This is a genomic window from Limnomicrobium aquaticum (genome assembly GCF_040545545.1).
Taxonomy (GTDB): domain Bacteria; phylum Pseudomonadota; class Alphaproteobacteria; order Rhizobiales; family Rhizobiaceae; genus Ensifer_A; species Ensifer_A aquaticum.
The window spans coordinates 1,689,998-1,707,407 of record NZ_JBEPMB010000001.1 but is presented as its reverse complement, the minus strand read 5'-3'; the positions used below and the strand labels follow the sequence as shown (position 1 = coordinate 1,707,407).

Genomic DNA, 17,410 nt, shown 5'->3' with positions numbered 1-17,410 from the left:
TGGCTGTCGCGGAAAAAGCCGAATTTCTCGTGCTCTGTCCCGATCCGGAAGTCCGCCTCCGGCTTGCAGCCCTTGGCCAGATAGTCGGTCAGGTCGCCGATCGAGCCGATGGAGGTGTGATCGGAAGTGTCGCGCGCCATGGAAAGTGTCTTTCAGAGATTAGAAAACTCAAATCGACCAGCACATGTACTGAAAGTACGAATTTTGCAAACGAATATATCCGACGGGTGGGATTGCGCGTGCTGGACCTTCTTCCCCGGAACCTTGCGCCATCGCCAAACCAGTTCCGGGCAATCCAGCCCCGATAAACCTCCTCGCCAGCATGCTTGAAGCGGCTGCGGCTCCGTCCGTGGCCCGGAGGAACGACGGTGTCGAAGGCGCTACCTTATCTTGACCGGCCGCATCTTGAGCGGCTTGAGGCCGAGGCGATCCATGTCATGCGGGAGGTGGCGGCGAATTTTGAAAAGCCGGTCATGCTCTATTCCATCGGCAAGGATTCATCCGTCATGCTGCATCTGGCGATGAAGGCGTTTTATCCCGCCCGCCCGCCATTCCCGCTTCTGCATATCGATACGCTGTGGAAATTCAAGGAGATGATCACCTTTCGCGATCGCATCGCGGCCGAGCTTGGCTTCGATCTCCTGGTGCATGTCAATCCGGATGGATTAGCCGAGAAGATCGGCCCCTTCACGCATGGTTCCAGCCACCACACCCATGTCATGAAGACGGTGGCGCTCCGGCAGGCGCTCGACAGATACGGTTTCGATGCAGCCTTTGGCGGCGCACGGCGCGACGAGGAGAAGTCGCGCGCCAAGGAACGCATCTTCTCCTTCCGTAATAAGGAACATGCCTGGGATCCGAAGGCCCAGCGCCCGGAAATGTGGAAGACCTACAACACCCGCATCCACAAGGGCGAGGAGATCCGCGTCTTCCCGCTCTCCAACTGGACCGAACTGGATATCTGGCAATATATCCTGAAGGAAAATATTCCCATCGTGCCGCTTTATCTGGCCGCGAAGCGCCCTGTGGTCAGGCGCGACGGCATGCTGATCATGGTCGACGACGAGCGCATGCCGATCGGGCCCGAAGACAGGGTCGAGGAGCGCTCCGTCCGTTTCCGCACGCTCGGCTGCTATCCGCTGACCGGCGCAATCCCGTCCGAGGCCGTTACGCTCGAAAAGGTCGTCGCCGAAATGCTCGCCGCAACAACCTCCGAACGCCAGGGCCGCGCAATCGACCGAGACGAGGCGGGCTCCATGGAAAAGAAGAAGCGTGAGGGCTATTTCTGATGCCGAAGCGAAGCCCTGAAACTGAGTTGGCCACCTACCTTCGTGCGCAGGAAGAAAAATCCATGCTGCGCTTCTTGACCTGCGGCTCGGTCGATGACGGCAAGTCGACGCTCATCGGCCGGCTGCTCTACGACACGAAGCTTCTCTTCGAAGACCAGCTTGCGGCACTCGCCATCGACAGCCGCAAGCATGGCACGAATGGCGAGGCGCTGGATTTCGCCCTCCTGATGGACGGACTGGAGGCCGAGCGCGAGCAGGGTATCACCATCGATGTCGCCTATCGTTTCTTCGCCACCGGCAAGCGCAAGTTCATCGTCGCCGACACGCCGGGTCACGAGGAATATACGCGCAACATGGCGACCGGGGCCTCGACCGCCGATCTCGCCGTCGTGCTGGTCGATGTCCGGCGTGGCATCCTAACCCAAACCCGCCGCCACAGCTATATCGCCTCGCTGCTCGGCATCCGCCACGTCGTGCTGGCCGTCAACAAGCTCGATCTGGTCGATTTCGATCAGGCGGTCTTCGATCAGATCGCCGCCGACTATCGTGCCTTCGTGGCCGAACTCGGCTTCGAGACCGTCACCGCCATCCCGCTCTCCGCCCGCTTTGGCGACAACGTCATCGCGCGCTCGGTCAATACGCCCTGGTATGCCGGGCCGAGCCTGCTCGGCCATCTGGAAACGGTGGAGATCGCGGGCAGGGGACCTGACCAGCCCTTCCGTTTCCCCATCCAGTCGGTCGTCCGGCCCAACCAGGATTTTCGAGGCTTTGCCGGGCAGGTTGCCGGTGGCCGCATCGCGGTCGGCGATCCGATCGTCGCCGCCAAATCCGGCAAGACCTCGCGCATCTCCCGCATCGTCACGAAGGACGGCGACTTGGCCGAGGCGGTCGAGGGCCAGGCGGTCACGCTGGTGCTGGCCGACGAGATCGAACTGTCGCGCGGCAACATGCTGGTCGCGCCCACCGATCGTCCGCATGTGGCCGACCAGCTTCAGGCCCATCTCGTCTGGTTCGACGCCAGGCCCTTGATCCCCGGCCGTTCCTATATCCTGCGCACCGAAACCGATACGGTGAGCTGCACGGTGACCGCGCTGAAACATGAGGTCAACGTCAACACGCTCGCCCGCGATGCGGCGCGCTCGCTCGCCATGAACGGTGTGGGCGTGTGCAATCTCTCGCTTCAGGGGCCGGTTGCCTTTGACGCCTACCGGGACAATCGGTCGACCGGCAATTTCATCCTCATCGACCGCTACACCAATGCCACGCTTGGCGCCGGCATGATCGATTTTCCGCTGCGCCGGGCGGAAAACGTCCACTGGCAGGCGATGGAGGTCAACAAGCAGGCGCGTGCCGAGATCAAGGGCCAGCGCCCCGCCGTTCTCTGGTTCACCGGGCTCTCCGGCTCGGGCAAGTCCACCATCGCCAACAGCCTCGAAAAGCTGCTCCACGCGGAGGGCCGCCACACCTACATGCTCGATGGCGACAACGTGCGCCATGGGCTCAACCGCGATCTCGGCTTCACCGAGGCCGATCGCGTTGAAAACATCCGCCGTGTCGCCGAAGTCGCCAAGCTCATGGCCGATGCCGGTCTGATCGTCATCGTGTCCTTCATTTCGCCCTTCAAGGCGGAGCGGCGGCTGGCGCGCGACATGATGGAGGAGGACGAGTTCATCGAGATCTTCGTCGACACGCCCATCGACGAATGCGCCCGGCGCGATCCCAAGGGCCTTTACAAGAAGGCGCGCGAGGGCAAGATTGCCAACTTCACCGGCATCAGCTCGCCCTATGAGCCGCCGGAGAACCCGGAGCTGCGGCTGGACACCCTGGCCGAAGAGCCCGATGATCTCGCCCGCCGCATCGCCGAATTCATGGGCGAACGACTGATGCGGGGATAGACCTGTCGAAGGCCGGAGGAGGGCCGATGACATGAGCAACGCGACCGCGCCGCCGATCAGCCGCTACCCGGTTCCCGCCCTCTCAAGCCTGCCCGTCGATATCCGCGAGCGCATAGAGGCCGTGCAGGAGAAATCCGGCTTCGTGCCCAATGTCTTTCTTGTGCTCGCCCGCCGCCCGGAGGAATTCCGCGCCTTCTTCGCCTATCACGACGCGCTGATGGACAAGCCCGGCAACCTGACGAAAGCCGAGCGCGAGATGATCGTCGTGGCGACGAGTGCGGCCAATCAGTGCCAATATTGCGTCATTGCGCACGGCGCCATCCTGCGCATCCGTGCGAAGAACCCACTGATCGCCGATCAGGTCGCGATCAACTATCGCAAGGCCGATATTACGCCCCGCCAGAAGGCCATGCTGGACTTCGCGATGAAGGTGTCTAAGGCGGCTTACTCGGTGGACGAGGCCGATTTCGCTGCGCTGGAGGCCTTCGGATTTGACGAGGAAGACATCTGGGATATCATGGCCATCACGGGTCTGTTTGGTTTTTCAAACAGGATCGCGAATGTCGTGACACTGCGCCCCAATGATGAATTTTACGCGCTCGGTCGATGACGGGATTGAAGCATTATTAGATATACAAAAATTAGTGACTTCCGATTTGTCGGAAATTTAACATTCCGATCGATAGTGTCCCAGATGTGAGTTGAGGTGTCGCGAGCAGCGTTGATGAATGGAATGGGGGGAGTGACACTGTTTCAGTCTCTGAAACGTCTGTTGACGGTTCCGAACGACAATCCGGAATTGACGCTCGCGCAGTTCAAGGCCTTCTCGAAGCAGGTCCCGCTTCTTTACTTCATCCTCCTGACGAACATGCTGTCTCTTGCCGGAACGCATCAGAACAGCGCGCCCTTCTGGCTGGTAAAGGTCATTCCGGCCATATTTGCCGTGGGCTTCATCTCGCGCGGGCTTGGCTGGATCCGCGAATCCCGCAAGACGGTCGATGCGGCCTATGCCTATCGCCGTCTGGTTGCCACCAATCGTCTTGTCCTGCCCATTTCGGTTCTGTCGGTTCTCTGGTCCATCTCCCTGATCCCCTATGGCAATGACTACCAGAAGGCTCATGTGGCCTTCTTCATGTCCATCACCGTCATCGGGGTCATCTTCTGCCTCATGCACCTGCGTTCCGCAGCGCTGATGGTGACATTTCTGGTCATCCTGCCTTTCGCCGTGGTCATGGGCATGTCCGGCGAGCCGACCCTGATCGCCACGGCGGTCAACATGTTCCTCGTGTCGCTTGCCATGATCGCGATCATGCTGCGCCACTATTCCGACTTCACCAAGCTCAACGAACAGCGGCTGACGCTACTGGCGCAACGAACGGCACTGCGCGACAAGAACCGCGAGATGCAGCGTCTGTCGGACGAGAACCTGCGGCTCGCCAATCTCGACAGCCTGACCCAGATTGCCAACCGCCGCAGCTTCTTTTCCAATCTCGCCTCGGCCTTTGAGCGGGCGCGTGAGGACGACGGGCGTCTTGCCATCGGCGTCGTCGATCTGGACGGCTTCAAGCCTGTCAACGATCTCTACGGACATTCGGCTGGCGACAAGGTCCTGGTGGAGGTCGCCGATCGGCTGTCGGCGTTCGAGTCCTCCGACTGCAGCATATTTCGCCTCGGCGGCGACGAGTTTGCCTTGCTGATCGACTCGTCAGCGATGGACGAGAAGGCTCTGATCGATTTCGGCCAGCGCGTCTGCGCCAGCATCTCGCTGCCCATCATGATCGGCAACAGCGTGGTTCACGTGACGGGCTCGATGGGCATAGCAGTTTACCCGGATGTCGGGCTCAACGGGCAGGATCTTTACGAACGCGCCGACTATGCGCTCTACAGCGCCAAGCGGGAGAACCGCGCAAGTGTTGTCGTGTTCAATGCGCGCCAGGCCAAGGCACTGATGCGTCAGCGACAGGTCGAGGAGGTGCTCTTCGCGGCCGATCTCGACCGTGAACTGTCGCTGGCCTATCAGCCCATCGTTGCCGCGGAAACCAATCTGACGGTCGGCTTCGAGGCATTGGCGCGGTGGACAAACCCGGTGCTCGGCCCCGTCTCTCCGGCCGAATTCATCCCGATTGCCGAGCAGCACGGCCGCATCAACGTCATCACCCGGCTTTTGCTGACGCGGGCGCTGGCCGAGGCGAAAACCTGGCCCGGCGAGCCCTATCTGTCATTCAATCTGTCGCCGCACGATCTGGCCGTCGAGGAAAACGTTCTGCGCATCATCGCCGCCGTCAATGCCAGCGGCATCGCGCCCCGGCGGATCAATTTCGAAATTACCGAAACCGCGATCATGCGCGACTTCGAACAGGCTGCCCATTCGATAGAGCTGCTGCGGGCGCTGGGCTGCCAGATATCGCTCGACGATTTCGGCACCGGCTATTCCAGCCTCAACCACGTTCACAAGCTGCCCCTGTCGAAGATCAAGATCGATCGCTGCTTCGTCGACCGCATCGACGAGCGACCCGCGAGCTACAAGATCGTCAAGTCCGTGCTCACGCTGTGCAGCGAAATGGGCCTGACGGCGATTGCCGAAGGGGTGGAGCGGGAAGAGGAAGTGCGCGTTCTGACATCGCTCGGTGTGGATGCCATGCAGGGGTACTATTTTGCGAAGCCCCTGGAGCGCGATTTGGTCGGCGCGCGGCTCGACGCCGAGGCCCGTGATCAGAAGGCTCCGGCAAGCCTTGTCACAATCGAATAGGTCCCGCGCTCTGTGACGCCTGTAGAGCGGGCCAACGAAAAACGCGGGAAATCGGCCAATCTCCCGCGTCGTTCCAGTTGAAGTGAAGAGGCCGCCTGCGACAATGCGTCAACGCGCCCGCCGCAGGGCGGTGTCTCTCGATGTCAGGACTTCTTGGCCGGCTTCGGGCCCTTTGCGGCAGTCTTCGCCGGAGCAGGAGCAGGCGCCGTCTTGACGACGCTGGCCGGCGCCAGAAGCTCGCGACAATAGGAGGGGCTGAACTCGCCCTGCCGGTCGCCAGTGATGGTGATGGAGCGAATGTTGTAATCGCCATTGACGGTGATCGTGGCCGAGCAGCTCTTATAGTCGCCACGCACGCGCTTGTAGCCGCCCTTCCAGGTGAAGGTGGAGCCGGTGCCGTCATCGGCGAGCGGCGGGCCATAGGCCGCGAAGAACTTGCCGGCCGACTTGCCGACCCAGGCCGATGAGATCGGATCGCCGAGGCTGCCGCCCGTCGTTGCGCAAGCCGAAAGAGACGCAGCAACCGCTGCCAGTGCAAGAAATTTAAGTTTCATGATCGCCCACTCGAAATTGTCCGGCCTCAACCGCCGAATCGCCGCTATCAGGTTTGCAAGATTCGCAATGCGCGTGGCAACGGTCGGCGCGCAAAAAATCGAAAATGTTGCAGCCAATCCCCGGTCTTCAGCCCTTTTCCCTCGATCTCAGCCCTTTATTTCTTCACGCCGAACACTTCCGCGCAGCGCGAACGGGAGATGCCGTCGCCTTCCGTGTCGCCCGACAGGCTGATGGTTTCGATGACACGCGCCTTGTTGACGGTGATCTGCGCCTCGCATTGCAGCCGCACGTCGCGACCGGGGGAGACCATGACCATCTGCGGATCGTCATACCATGGCCCGAAACGCGGCCCGAAGCGGGGACCGGACATCGGCCCCAGGATCGGATCGTAGAAGGGGTCGCGCCGGACGATCTGGTAGTCCGGCGGAATATACTTGTCCATCCGCCCGCCACGCCACGTATAGATCGTGCGCCCGCCGGAGAGCTTGTAGTTCGAAACGGGCGGTCCATAGGCGGAAAAGAAGCTGTCGACCGGCTGCCCCGGCCAGCGGCTCGCCACCGAACGCTGCGCATCCTCTGTGGTCGTGCAGCCGGCCACAAGAATGCACGCCGCAAGCGCGGCCAGGGGTCGATAAAGCTCCAGCATGGCAATCTCCTTTTTCGCCAATGCTTTACGCCCATCCCGCGGCAAGGTTAAGGCCTTCGCCTGCGTATCCCGCCCGTGCCCCAAAAAAAATTCGAAAAACCGTCACACGGCGCTTGTGGTTTCAAAATCGCTGGTTTATAGACCCCCTCGCTGGCATCGGAGTGTAGCGCAGTCTGGTAGCGCACCACGTTCGGGACGTGGGGGTCGAGTGTTCGAATCACTCCACTCCGACCAGCTAATTTCCCCATGATATTCAGAGCTTTATGTGAAGCAGTTTCGCCTGCGAAGCTGGCTTCTGCTCGTCACTGCGACGGATGCGGGTTCCCGGAGCTTGGTAGCGTGCAGGCCCGTCAGGGCCCATGGGGGCTCGAACAAGTTTCCGTTTCTGAAAATTCGAAGCTGAAAAGCCGGGCGAGCACACGCACCCGCCCGGTCCCGTGTCAGGCCGCGTCCATCGCCGGATAGTCCGTATAGCCTTCTGCACCGCTCCCGGCGTAGAAGAGGGCTCGCTTGGGTTCGTTGAGCGGCGCCCCCGTCTTGAGGCGCTGCGCGAGATCGGGGTTGGCGAGCGCCATCGAACCCAGCGCCTCGATATCGGCACGACCCGCCGCCACATCTGCGCCGATCTGGTCGCGCGGACGGCCGGGGCGGTTGAGCACCAGGGTGCCGCCGAAGGCGCGGCGGATGTCTTCCAGGAACGCATCGCTGCGGATATGCAGGACGTGGAGATAGGCAAGCTTCATCTTGCCGAGTTCAGCCGCCAGATAGCGATAGAGATCGTCATTGCTCTCGCCTTCCGCGATGCCACCGGTCGGAACGCCGGGCGAGAGGCGGATGCCGGTCCTTTCCGGGCCGATCGCTTCTGACACCGCGCGCGCAACCTCAACGGCAAAGCGAGCCCGGTTTTCCATCGCGCCGCCGTATTCGTCAGTTCGCTGGTTGGAGTTCGTCGCCAGAAACTGGTGCACCAGATAGCCGTTGGCGCCATGGATTTCGACGCCATCGGCTCCAGCTTCGACAGCCCGTTTGGCGGCATGGGCGAAATCGGCAATGGTCTGACGCACCTCCGCCGTCGTCAGCGCCCGCGGCACCGGAACCGGCTGCATGCCGGTCATCGTGAACATGTCCTCGCCGGCGGCAATCGCCGAGGGCGCCACCGGCTGGCGATGATGCGGCGTGTTGTCGGGATGCGAGCGGCGGCCAACGTGCATGAGCTGGATGAACAGGCGTCCGCCGCCGTCATGCACGGCGTCAGCCACCTTGCGCCAGCCCGCGACATGCGCGTCCGTATAGATGCCCGGCGTGGCGAGATAGCCTTGCCCGTCATCGGAAGGCTGCGTGCCTTCGGTAATCAGCAGGCCGAGCGAGGCGCGCTGGGCATAATAGTCTGCGGCGAGGTCGCCCGGCGTGCCGTCTGGCTTCGCGCGGCTTCGGGTCATGGGGGCCATGGCGAGACGATGCGGCAGTGTTGCACCTGCAAGTGTGATTGGGGTCCAGAGATCGGTCATTGTGGTTCTCCTGTGAAATGCGGTTCGAAACTTTATGCGGGACAACCGGCCGGCGGCGCGGTGTCGAAAGACAAGTCTCAATTTAAGGATCCACATTCGTTCCAATAGACGCTATATCTGGACTCATCGTCTCACAGGTGGAACGGATGGATCTTCTCGCGCTGGCCGATTTCAATCTGGTGGCCCGCCATGGCGGCTTCGGAAAGGCCGCGCGCCTGTCGGGCCGACCCAAGGCGACCCTGTCGCGCCGCGTGGCTGAACTGGAGGCCAGTCTTGGTCTTCGGCTCTTCGAGCGCGGCGCGCGGGCCCTGAAGCTGACGGAAGAGGGGCGGGCGCTCCATGAGCGCACCGGCCAGCTTCTGACCGAACTGGAAGAGACGACGGCGGCCATCGCCTCGGGCGGTCAGGCCCCGCGCGGACGGCTGCGCATCAGCGCGCCACTTCTGTTTTCGCAGGCCGCCCTGGGCAAGCTGGCGGCGGGTTTCGTGATGCGCTATCCGGAGGTCAGGGTCGAGATCGTTGTCGAGGACCGCCCGGTGGACATGATCGAGGAAGCCTATGACCTCGTCATCCGCGTCAATCCCGAGCCGGACATCAATCTCATCGGCCGTGCCTTCCTGAGCGACCGGCAGGTGGTGGTTGCGGCACCCGGTCTCGCCTGGCCGCAGGACGGCGGTCAGGTCCCGGCGGTTGTCCGGGGTGCGATCAGCAAGGCCGATACCTGGAAACTGACGACGCCGGAAGGGCCGCGAGAGCTATCGGTCCTTCCGGTGCTGGCCATGTCATCCAACGTCATGATCCGCGATGCCGTTTCCATGGGCGCGGGCGCGGCGCGGCTGCCGCTTTCCCTTGTCAGTCGCGACATTGCCGCCGGAAGGCTTGTCCAGTGGGGCGAGATCGAGGGCGTCAAGATCGCGCTCTGGGCGCTCTACCCCTCGCGGCGACTGCTGAGCGCCCGCGTTTCCGCCTTTCTCGATTATCTCAAGGCGGCCTTCCCGCAGGGGACGCCGGAAGAGCTTGCCGCCTATCTGGGCTGACGAAGCCCGCCTGCGCGAGGAACATTCGCGGCCCTGTCGAGTTAACCCGAGACAAAACACGACAAAGGAGAAACGCCCATGATTTCCGCAAGCCAGATCAAGGACCACATGGAAGTAAAGTCTGTCGATGGCAAGCATATCGGGACTGTCGACCATCTTGACGGCAATAGCCGCATCAAGCTGACGAAGCAGGATTCGCGCGACGGCAAGCATCATGAAATCCCGCTCGACTGGGTCGATCATGTCGACGCCCATGTTCACCTGTCGAAGAAGGCCACTGACGTTCAGGCAACCTGGACCGACGTTCAGAATTAAGCGGTCAGCCGCCTTCCCGGGCGCCTGCGCCCGGCCGCGACCTTATCGGGGTCGCGGATGATGGCATGACTGATTTGCCCCCAAGCCATGTCGTCTTGTCAGCGGCACCTGTTCCCCCAGCGGGTGCCGCTTTTTCTGTTCCCCCAGCGGGTGCCGCTTTTTCGCGCGTGCATGGGCAAGTATTCCCAATGGCTTGCCGGTCACGCTGCTGCGGCTCGATACGTCCCACGGAAATTCCGCAACGATGCCTGGTCGCCGGTCTTGAAGGTCGCGAGCAGGGCGTTCAGTGCGTCGACTTCCGATGCAAGGCTGTGGCTTGCCGCCGTCGTTTCCTCGACCATGGCTGCATTCTTCTGCGTCCCCTGGTCCATGATGTTCACGGCCTGATTGATTTCCTTCAGGCCCGTTGCCTGTTCACGCGACGACTCGACGATGGCCGCGACGTTGCGGTCTATGTCTTTGACCCTCTGCACGATCTCTTCAAGGGCGTGCCCCGTCCTGTCCACCAGCACAACGCCCTGCTTGACCTGATTGGACGATGTGCCGATCAGCGTCTTGATCTCCTTGGCCGCCTTCGCCGAGCGCTGCGCAAGCTCGCGGACCTCCTGCGCGACGACGGCAAAGCCCTTGCCGGCCTCGCCCGCCCGCGCGGCCTCTACGCCGGCATTCAGCGCCAGAAGGTTCGTCTGGAAGGCGATCTCGTCGATCACGCCGATGATGTTGGAAATCTGCCCCGAGGATTTTTCGATGTCGCCCATCGCGGTAATCGCTTCCTTGACGACGAGACCCGATTGCTCGGCATCTTTCTTCGTGGTGGCAACCAGCCGGCCAGCCTCTTCGGCGCGGCGGGAGGCGTCTGCGACAGCCGTGGTGATTTCCTCAAGCGCGGCCGCGGTCTCTTCGATGGAGGCTGCCTGCTGTTCGGTGCGCCTGGCCAGATCGTCTGCCGCATCCCGGATTTCGGATGAGCCCGCCGCGATCGAGACCGCATTCTGCGCGACATTGCTCATGGCATCGCGCAGGCGGCTCAGCGACGCATTGAAATCGTGCCTTACACTCTCGAGATTTGCGGGGAACGGTGTGTCTAGGGTCTGTTCGAGATCGCCCTGCGCCAGTTGCTTCAGCGCCTGCCCCAGCGCATGGACGGCCTTGACGCGGTCGGTCACATCGGTGGCGAACTTGACCACCTTGAAGACCTTGCCGTTCATGTCGAAAATGGGATTGTACGAGGCCTGGATCCACGCTTCCCTGCCGCCCTTGCCGACCCGCTTGAACTCGTCCGCATGAGGCTTGCCGTCCGCAAGATCGGCCCAGAAGCGACGATAGGCCTCGGAGCGGACATAGTCGGGATCGCAGAACAGCGAATGATGTTTGCCCGCGATCTCGGCCAGCGTGTAGCCGAGCAGATTGAGGAAATTGTCGTTCGCCGTCAGCACCTCCCCGGTCGGTGTGAACTCGATCACCGCCTGGACGCGCGAGATCGCCTGGAGCTTGCCGGCATCCTCTGCGGATTTCCGTTTGATATCCGTGATATCCGTGGCGATCTTGACCACCTTCACCGGCGTCTTGCCGGACAGAACCGGATTATACGAAGCCTCGATCCAGACTTCGCGGCCGCCCTTGGCGATGCGCTTGTATTGCCGGCGGTCGAACTGCCCCCGCTTCAGGTTCGCCCAGAACGCCGCATAGTCCGGGCTGGCGCTCTCTTTGGGGTCGACGAACATGCGGTGATGCTTGCCGACGATCTCGGAAAGCTCATAACCCAGCGCGCTGCAGAAATTTTCGTTCGCTGTGAGAATTTTCCCGTCGAGATCGAACTCGATCATTGCCGCAGATTTACTTAATGCGGCAAGTGTTGCTGCTGAGGTGCTCATTCCAAAAGACAGTATACTCACAAATTCCCCCAAGGTTTTCCGTGGTTAAAGTAAAGTTTCCGAAGTTCGGCGTATTTTATGTAAAACTGAAATTCAAAATTTTGAATGCAGCTCGAAAATACGCCAAATGCCCCTATGCAACTTCAGATATACATGCAGATTTGCGTTTTGCTATCTGCTGACCACAGTATATATATTTTATATTTATTAACTCGGGATTAAATATAAAATTGACTATATACAATTTTCCTATGTCTTACGATCCGAACCCCGTGCCGTGCCGTTATGCGCCGTTTTGACGCAAGTCGCTGCAATTGCCCGCATTTCTTAGGCCGATAGGTGTTGCTTCCCGTTTTGCATAACCATATAAGGATGCCTTTATGTCGCAAAGCGAGGCTCCTATGTCGCCCATGATGGATACGCTCTTCGGTTCTCCCGCCGCACCTGAAAAGCCTGCGCGCGAGCGGCTGATGGAGGCTGCGCGCCAGCGCATTCTCGTGCTCGACGGCGCGATGGGCACGCAGATTCAGGGCCTCGGCTTCAACGAGGATCACTTCCGCGGCGACCGTTTCGGCACCTGCGCCTGTCATCAGCAGGGCAATAACGACCTGCTGATCCTCACCCAGCCGGCGGCGATCGAGGAAATCCATTTCAAATATGCCATCGCCGGCGCGGATATCGTCGAGACCAATACATTCTCCTCCACCACCATTGCCCAGGCCGATTACGGCATGGAAGACATGGTCTATGAGCTGAACCGCGATGGTGCGCGCCTCGCCAAGCGCGCAGTACGCCGGGCCGAAGCCATCGACGGACGCCCGCGCTTTGTCGCCGGCGCGCTCGGGCCGACCAACCGTACAGCCTCCATCTCGCCCGACGTCAACAATCCCGGCTACCGCGCCGTCAGCTTCGATGATCTCCGCATCGCCTATGCCGAACAGCTGCGCGGCCTGATCGATGGCGGGGCCGATATCATCCTCATCGAAACCATCTTCGACACGCTGAACGCCAAGGCGGCGATCTTCGCCTGTTTCGAGGTCTTCGAGGAAAAGGGCGTCGATCTGCCGATCATGATTTCCGGCACGATCACCGATCTCTCCGGCCGCACGCTTTCCGGCCAGACGCCGACCGCGTTCTGGCATTCCGTGCGCCACGCCAGGCCCTTCACCATCGGCCTGAACTGCGCGCTCGGCGCCACAGCCATGCGCCCGCATCTGGCGGAACTCTCCGAAGTCGCGGATACGCTCGTCTGCGCCTATCCGAATGCCGGCCTGCCCAACGCTTTCGGCCAGTATGACGAAAGCCCGGAATTCATGGCCGAACAGGTGGAAGGCTTCGCCCGCGAAGGCCTCGTCAACATCGTCGGCGGCTGCTGCGGCTCGACGCCGGAGCATATCAAGGCGATTGCCGAGGCCGTTGCCAGGCACAAGCCGCGCGAAATCCCGGAACGCGCGCCGCTGATGCGCCTCTCCGGCCTCGAGCCCTTCACGCTCACCAAGGACATTCCCTTCGTCAACGTCGGCGAGCGCACCAACGTCACCGGCTCGGCCAAGTTCCGCAAGCTGATCACGGCCGGCGACTATGCGGCAGCGCTGGATGTCGCACGCGACCAGGTGGAAAACGGCGCGCAGATCATCGACATCAACATGGACGAGGGCCTGATCGACTCGAAGCAGGCGATGATCGAGTATCTGAACCTCATCGCCGCCGAGCCCGACATTTCCCGCGTTCCGGTCATGATCGACTCATCCAAATGGGAGGTGATCGAAGCCGGCCTGAAATGCGTGCAGGGCAAGCCGCTGGTCAATTCCATCTCGCTGAAGGAAGGCGAGGAGGCGTTTCTGCATCATGCCAAGCTGGTGCGCGCCTATGGCGCCGCCGTCGTCGTCATGGCCTTCGACGAGCAGGGGCAGGCGGATACGAAACAACGCAAGATCGAAATCTGCACCCGCGCCTACAAGATCCTGACCGAAAAGGCAGGCCTTGCACCCGAAGACATCGTCTTCGATCCGAACATCTTCGCGGTCGCCACCGGCATCGAGGAACACAACAATTACGGCGTCGACTTCATCGAGGCGACGCGCGAGATCGTCAGAACGCTGCCGCATGTCCATGTCTCGGGCGGCGTGTCGAACCTCTCCTTCTCCTTCCGCGGCAACGAGCCGGTGCGCGAAGCCATGCATGCCGTCTTCCTCTACCACGCCATTCAGGCGGGCATGGACATGGGCATCGTGAATGCCGGCCAGCTCGCCGTCTATGAGACGATCGAGCCGGACCTGCGCGAAGCCTGCGAAGACGTGGTGCTGAACCGCCGCGACGACGCCACCGAGCGCCTGCTGGAACTCGCCGAACGCTTCAAGGGCGCCGCCGGCAAGGAAGCCAAGGAACGCGACCTGAAATGGCGCGACTGGCCGGTGGAAAAGCGGCTGGAACATGCGCTGGTCAACGGCATCACCGAATTCATCGACATCGACACCGAAGAGGCCCGTCAGGCCGCCGAGCGCCCGCTGCATGTCATCGAAGGCCCGCTGATGGCCGGCATGAATGTCGTCGGCGATCTCTTCGGCTCAGGGAAAATGTTCCTGCCGCAGGTGGTCAAGTCCGCCCGCGTGATGAAACAGGCCGTCGCCGTGCTGCTGCCCTACATGGAAGCCGAAAAGGCCGCCAATGCCGCCAAGGGCATCATGGGCGAGCGCGAAACGGCGGGCAAGGTGCTGATGGCGACCGTCAAGGGCGACGTCCACGATATCGGCAAGAACATCGTCGGCGTCGTGCTCGCCTGCAATAATTACGAGATCATCGACCTCGGCGTCATGGTGCCGGCGGCGAAGATCCTCGAAACGGCCAAGGCCGAGAAGGTCGATATCATCGGCCTCTCCGGCCTCATCACGCCGTCGCTCGACGAAATGGTCCACATGGCCGCCGAAATGGAGCGCGAGGGCTTCGACATCCCGCTGCTCATCGGCGGCGCGACCACGAGCCGCGTCCACACCGCCGTCAAGATCCATCCGCGTTATCAAAAAGGGCAGGCGATCTACGTCACCGACGCCAGCCGCGCCGTCGGCGTCGTCTCGAGCCTCCTGAGTTCCGAAATGAAGCCCGGCTATGTCGAAAGCATCCGCGCCGAATACAAGAAGGTCGCCGAAGCCCACGAAAAGGCCGAGGCCGCCAAGAAGCGCACGAGCCTTTCGGCTGCCCGCGCCAATGCCCACAAGATCGACTGGTCCGGCTACACCCCGCCGAAGCCGACCTTCACCGGCACCAAGGTCTTCGAGAGCTGGGATCTGGCGGAACTTGCCCGCTATATCGACTGGACGCCCTTCTTCCAGACATGGGAGCTGAAGGGCCGCTATCCGGATATCCTGAATGACGAAAAGCAGGGCGAGGCCGCCCACCAGCTCTTTGCCGACGCGCAGGCGATGCTTGCAAAGATCATCGACGAGAAATGGTTCGCCCCGCGCGCCGTCATCGGCTTCTGGCCGGCCAATACGATAGGCGACGACATCCGCCTCTTCACCGACGAGACCCGCGGCGAAGAGCTTGCCACGCTCTTCACGCTGCGCCAGCAGCTCGCCAAGCGCGAGGGCAGGGCGAATGTCGCACTTGCCGACTTCGTGGCACCGGCCGAGACCGGCAAGCCCGACTATATCGGCGGCTTCGTCGTCACCGCCGGCATCGAGGAAGTGGCGATCGCCGAGCGCTTCGAGCGCGCCAATGACGATTATTCATCCATCATGGTCAAGGCGCTCGCCGACCGCTTCGCCGAAGCCTTTGCCGAGCGGATGCACGAAAAGGTCCGCAAGGACTTCTGGGCCTACGCCCCCGACGAGGCCTACGCACCGGAAGAGCTTGCAGCCGAACCCTATACCGGCATCCGCCCCGCCCCCGGCTACCCCGCCCAGCCCGACCACACCGAAAAGAAAACCCTCTTCCGCCTGCTCGACGCCGAAGCCACAACCGGCGTGACACTCACCGAAAGCTACGCCATGTGGCCCGGCTCCTCCGTCTCCGGCCTCTACCTCAGCCACCCGGAAAGCTACTATTTCGGCGTCGCGAAGGTGGAGCGCGACCAGGTGGAGGACTATGCGGCGCGTAAGGGCATGAGTGTGGGCGAAGTGGAGCGCTGGCTGGGGCCGGTGCTGAATTACGTGCCGGTGAGCGAGGCGGCGGAGTGAGGAGATTAAGGGCGGACCCTCGAACGTGCCCACGGCTGGAAGACGTGGGCACGCAGGGCCTTTCCAATATATGACAAGAATATGCTCTTAAAGATTGTATTTATACGCATTTAAAAACTTTCCGTTGACGTCCCCGGCGTAATCCATTACATATATCTCATCGATCTTTTGCTTGCCGAGCTTTGTCTACTGCGCGATTGGCACCGCGCCCTAAGCGAACTTCTCTTTCAAAAATAGTCGGTTTCGACCTGCGCAGCATGAGCTTCGCGGCACCTCAATCTATGCTTTGAAAGGGTTCAACATGACCACTGGCACAGTAAAATGGTTTAATTCCACCAAGGGCTTCGGCTTCATCCAGCCTGACAACGGCGGCGCTGACGCATTCGTTCACATCTCGGCCGTCGAACGGTCGGGCATGCGCGAACTCGTCGAAGGCCAGAAGATCGGCTTCGAACTTGAGCGCGACAGCAAGTCGGGCAAGATGGCGGCCATCAATCTTCAGGCCGCATAAATCGAAATTCGCTTCCCTTTGACCACGGATGTACTGGCACTGCAGGAAGCTGTTTCATTAAGGCCAGGCGTTTTGCCTGGCCTTTTCGTTTCGGCGTTCACGCTGAAACCAACGAGGTTTCCATGACCCAGACCTATAGCAAATCCCGCCAGCAGGCGGAGCGCGCCTTCAGCAGCATTCAGACGCAGTTCTTTGCGAAGAATGACGCGGTAGAGGAACTGGTATCCGTCGCCTACGCGCGGGATGCCAAGACTCTCCGGCTGAGAGAGGCGCGCATCGCCAAAGAGGTGGCCGATCGTGTGTCGGTCACATCCAGTCTCATCGCAAAGCGCGCCAAAATGCGCTGATTTCTCCTTCACTCATTGTTGGGATAAGAATGAAGAACGCCAGAAACAAAGACCTTGCCGACCGTAACACCGCATCCGCCGACGCCAAGGCGGCACTCCTTGCTGCGTACCGTACCGCAAAGACAGCCGCCGAACCGGACAGGTTGGCAAGACAGGCCGAACGAACGGCCAACGCGGCAGCGCGCGAAGAACGACGCCTTGAACGCGAACGCGTGAAGCTCGAAGAACGGACGCGCGCCGAGACCGAAGCCGCAGAACGGCATGCGGCAGCCGAGGCTGCAGCCACCGCCGAAATCGAGGCCCGCGAAGGTGCCGAGAAGGCACGGATCTCCCGCGTGATCGAAGACGAGGCAGAGCGAAAGGCCAAACGCGATCAGCGCTACGCCGACCGCAAGGCCCGGCAAGCCTGACAATCCTGCTCTGAGGCCGGACCTGGATTGAGCGCCGGTTGAGATCTCGATCGGGAGGCTTCACACGACAAAGCTCCGTATGGGGGAACTCATGGTTCA

At 61.4% G+C, this 17,410-nt stretch carries 13 protein-coding genes, 1 tRNA gene and 2 pseudogenes; 11 read left to right on the top strand and 5 right to left on the bottom strand.

The window, feature by feature from the left end:
• Positions 1-140, bottom strand: a pseudogene (locus tag ABID16_RS08570) (glutamate--cysteine ligase); the annotation flags it as partial.
• A gap of 228 nt (positions 141-368) precedes the next feature.
• Between ABID16_RS08570 and cysD the strand changes: the two are divergent.
• From cysD to ABID16_RS08550, 4 genes are all read left to right on the top strand, one after another.
• Positions 369-1,289 carry a sulfate adenylyltransferase subunit CysD gene (gene cysD, locus ABID16_RS08565; protein ID WP_354555865.1) on the top strand — a complete coding sequence of 307 codons (921 nt, stop codon included), beginning with the start codon at positions 369-371 and terminating at the stop codon, positions 1,287-1,289.
• Positions 1,289-3,184: a bifunctional sulfate adenylyltransferase/adenylyl-sulfate kinase NodQ gene (nodQ, locus tag ABID16_RS08560; RefSeq protein WP_354555864.1), complete on the top strand. Its 1,896-nt coding sequence runs from the start codon at positions 1,289-1,291 to the stop codon at positions 3,182-3,184. Before cysD ends, nodQ begins: the two co-directional genes overlap by 1 nt.
• A gap of 31 nt (positions 3,185-3,215) precedes the next feature.
• Entirely contained in the window at positions 3,216-3,794 is a 579-nt protein-coding gene (locus ABID16_RS08555; RefSeq protein WP_354555863.1) for a peroxidase-related enzyme, read from the top strand.
• 123 nt (positions 3,795-3,917) lie between these two features.
• On the top strand, positions 3,918-5,933 hold the full coding sequence (locus ABID16_RS08550) for a putative bifunctional diguanylate cyclase/phosphodiesterase (RefSeq protein ID WP_435532372.1): 2,016 nt from the start codon (positions 3,918-3,920) through the stop codon (positions 5,931-5,933).
• A 215-nt stretch (positions 5,934-6,148) separates the two neighbouring features.
• Here ABID16_RS08550 and ABID16_RS08545 read toward each other — a convergent pair.
• Together ABID16_RS08545 and ABID16_RS08540 are read right to left on the bottom strand one after the other, a co-directional pair.
• A pseudogene (locus ABID16_RS08545) lies at positions 6,149-6,487 on the bottom strand (hypothetical protein); the annotation flags it as partial.
• A gap of 155 nt (positions 6,488-6,642) precedes the next feature.
• Positions 6,643-7,134, bottom strand: coding sequence for a hypothetical protein (locus tag ABID16_RS08540; protein WP_354555860.1), 492 nt, complete (start codon positions 7,132-7,134; stop codon positions 6,643-6,645).
• Positions 7,135-7,291: 157 nt separating this feature from the next.
• Between ABID16_RS08540 and ABID16_RS08535 the strand changes: the two genes are divergently transcribed.
• A tRNA-Pro gene (locus ABID16_RS08535) sits at positions 7,292-7,368 on the top strand.
• A gap of 206 nt (positions 7,369-7,574) precedes the next feature.
• Here ABID16_RS08535 and ABID16_RS08530 read toward each other — a convergent pair.
• Complete coding sequence (locus ABID16_RS08530) at positions 7,575-8,642, bottom strand: alkene reductase (protein ID WP_354555859.1); 1,068 nt, start codon at positions 8,640-8,642, stop codon at positions 7,575-7,577.
• Positions 8,643-8,788: 146 nt separating this feature from the next.
• Here ABID16_RS08530 and ABID16_RS08525 point away from each other — a divergent pair, with 146 nt between their 5' ends.
• On the top strand, positions 8,789-9,679 hold the full coding sequence (locus ABID16_RS08525) for a LysR family transcriptional regulator (RefSeq protein ID WP_354555858.1): 891 nt from the start codon (positions 8,789-8,791) through the stop codon (positions 9,677-9,679).
• Between the two features lie 78 nt (positions 9,680-9,757).
• Positions 9,758-9,994 (top strand): DUF2171 domain-containing protein, encoded by a 237-nt coding sequence (locus ABID16_RS08520; RefSeq protein ID WP_354555857.1) that lies wholly within the window; start codon positions 9,758-9,760, stop codon positions 9,992-9,994.
• 200 nt (positions 9,995-10,194) lie between these two features.
• Here the strand turns inward: ABID16_RS08520 and ABID16_RS08515 are convergent, their stop codons facing one another.
• A complete protein-coding gene (locus tag ABID16_RS08515) occupies positions 10,195-11,868 on the bottom strand; it encodes a methyl-accepting chemotaxis protein (protein WP_354555856.1) in 1,674 nt (557 codons plus the stop codon).
• Positions 11,869-12,278: 410 nt separating this feature from the next.
• Here ABID16_RS08515 and metH point away from each other — a divergent pair, with 410 nt between their 5' ends.
• From metH to ABID16_RS08495, 4 genes are all read left to right on the top strand, one after another.
• A complete protein-coding gene (gene metH, locus ABID16_RS08510; protein WP_435532393.1) occupies positions 12,279-16,043 on the top strand; it encodes a methionine synthase in 3,765 nt (1,254 codons plus the stop codon).
• Positions 16,044-16,344: 301 nt separating this feature from the next.
• Positions 16,345-16,554, top strand: a complete 210-nt coding sequence (locus ABID16_RS08505; protein WP_354555854.1) for a cold-shock protein — start codon at positions 16,345-16,347, stop codon at positions 16,552-16,554.
• 122 nt (positions 16,555-16,676) lie between these two features.
• On the top strand, positions 16,677-16,901 hold the full coding sequence (locus tag ABID16_RS08500) for a hypothetical protein (RefSeq protein WP_354555853.1): 225 nt from the start codon (positions 16,677-16,679) through the stop codon (positions 16,899-16,901).
• Between the two features lie 29 nt (positions 16,902-16,930).
• The gene (locus ABID16_RS08495; protein ID WP_354555852.1) at positions 16,931-17,311 is read left to right on the top strand and encodes a DUF6481 family protein; all 381 of its coding nucleotides are present in this window, start codon (positions 16,931-16,933) and stop codon (positions 17,309-17,311) included.
• Positions 17,312-17,410 lie beyond the last annotated feature (99 nt).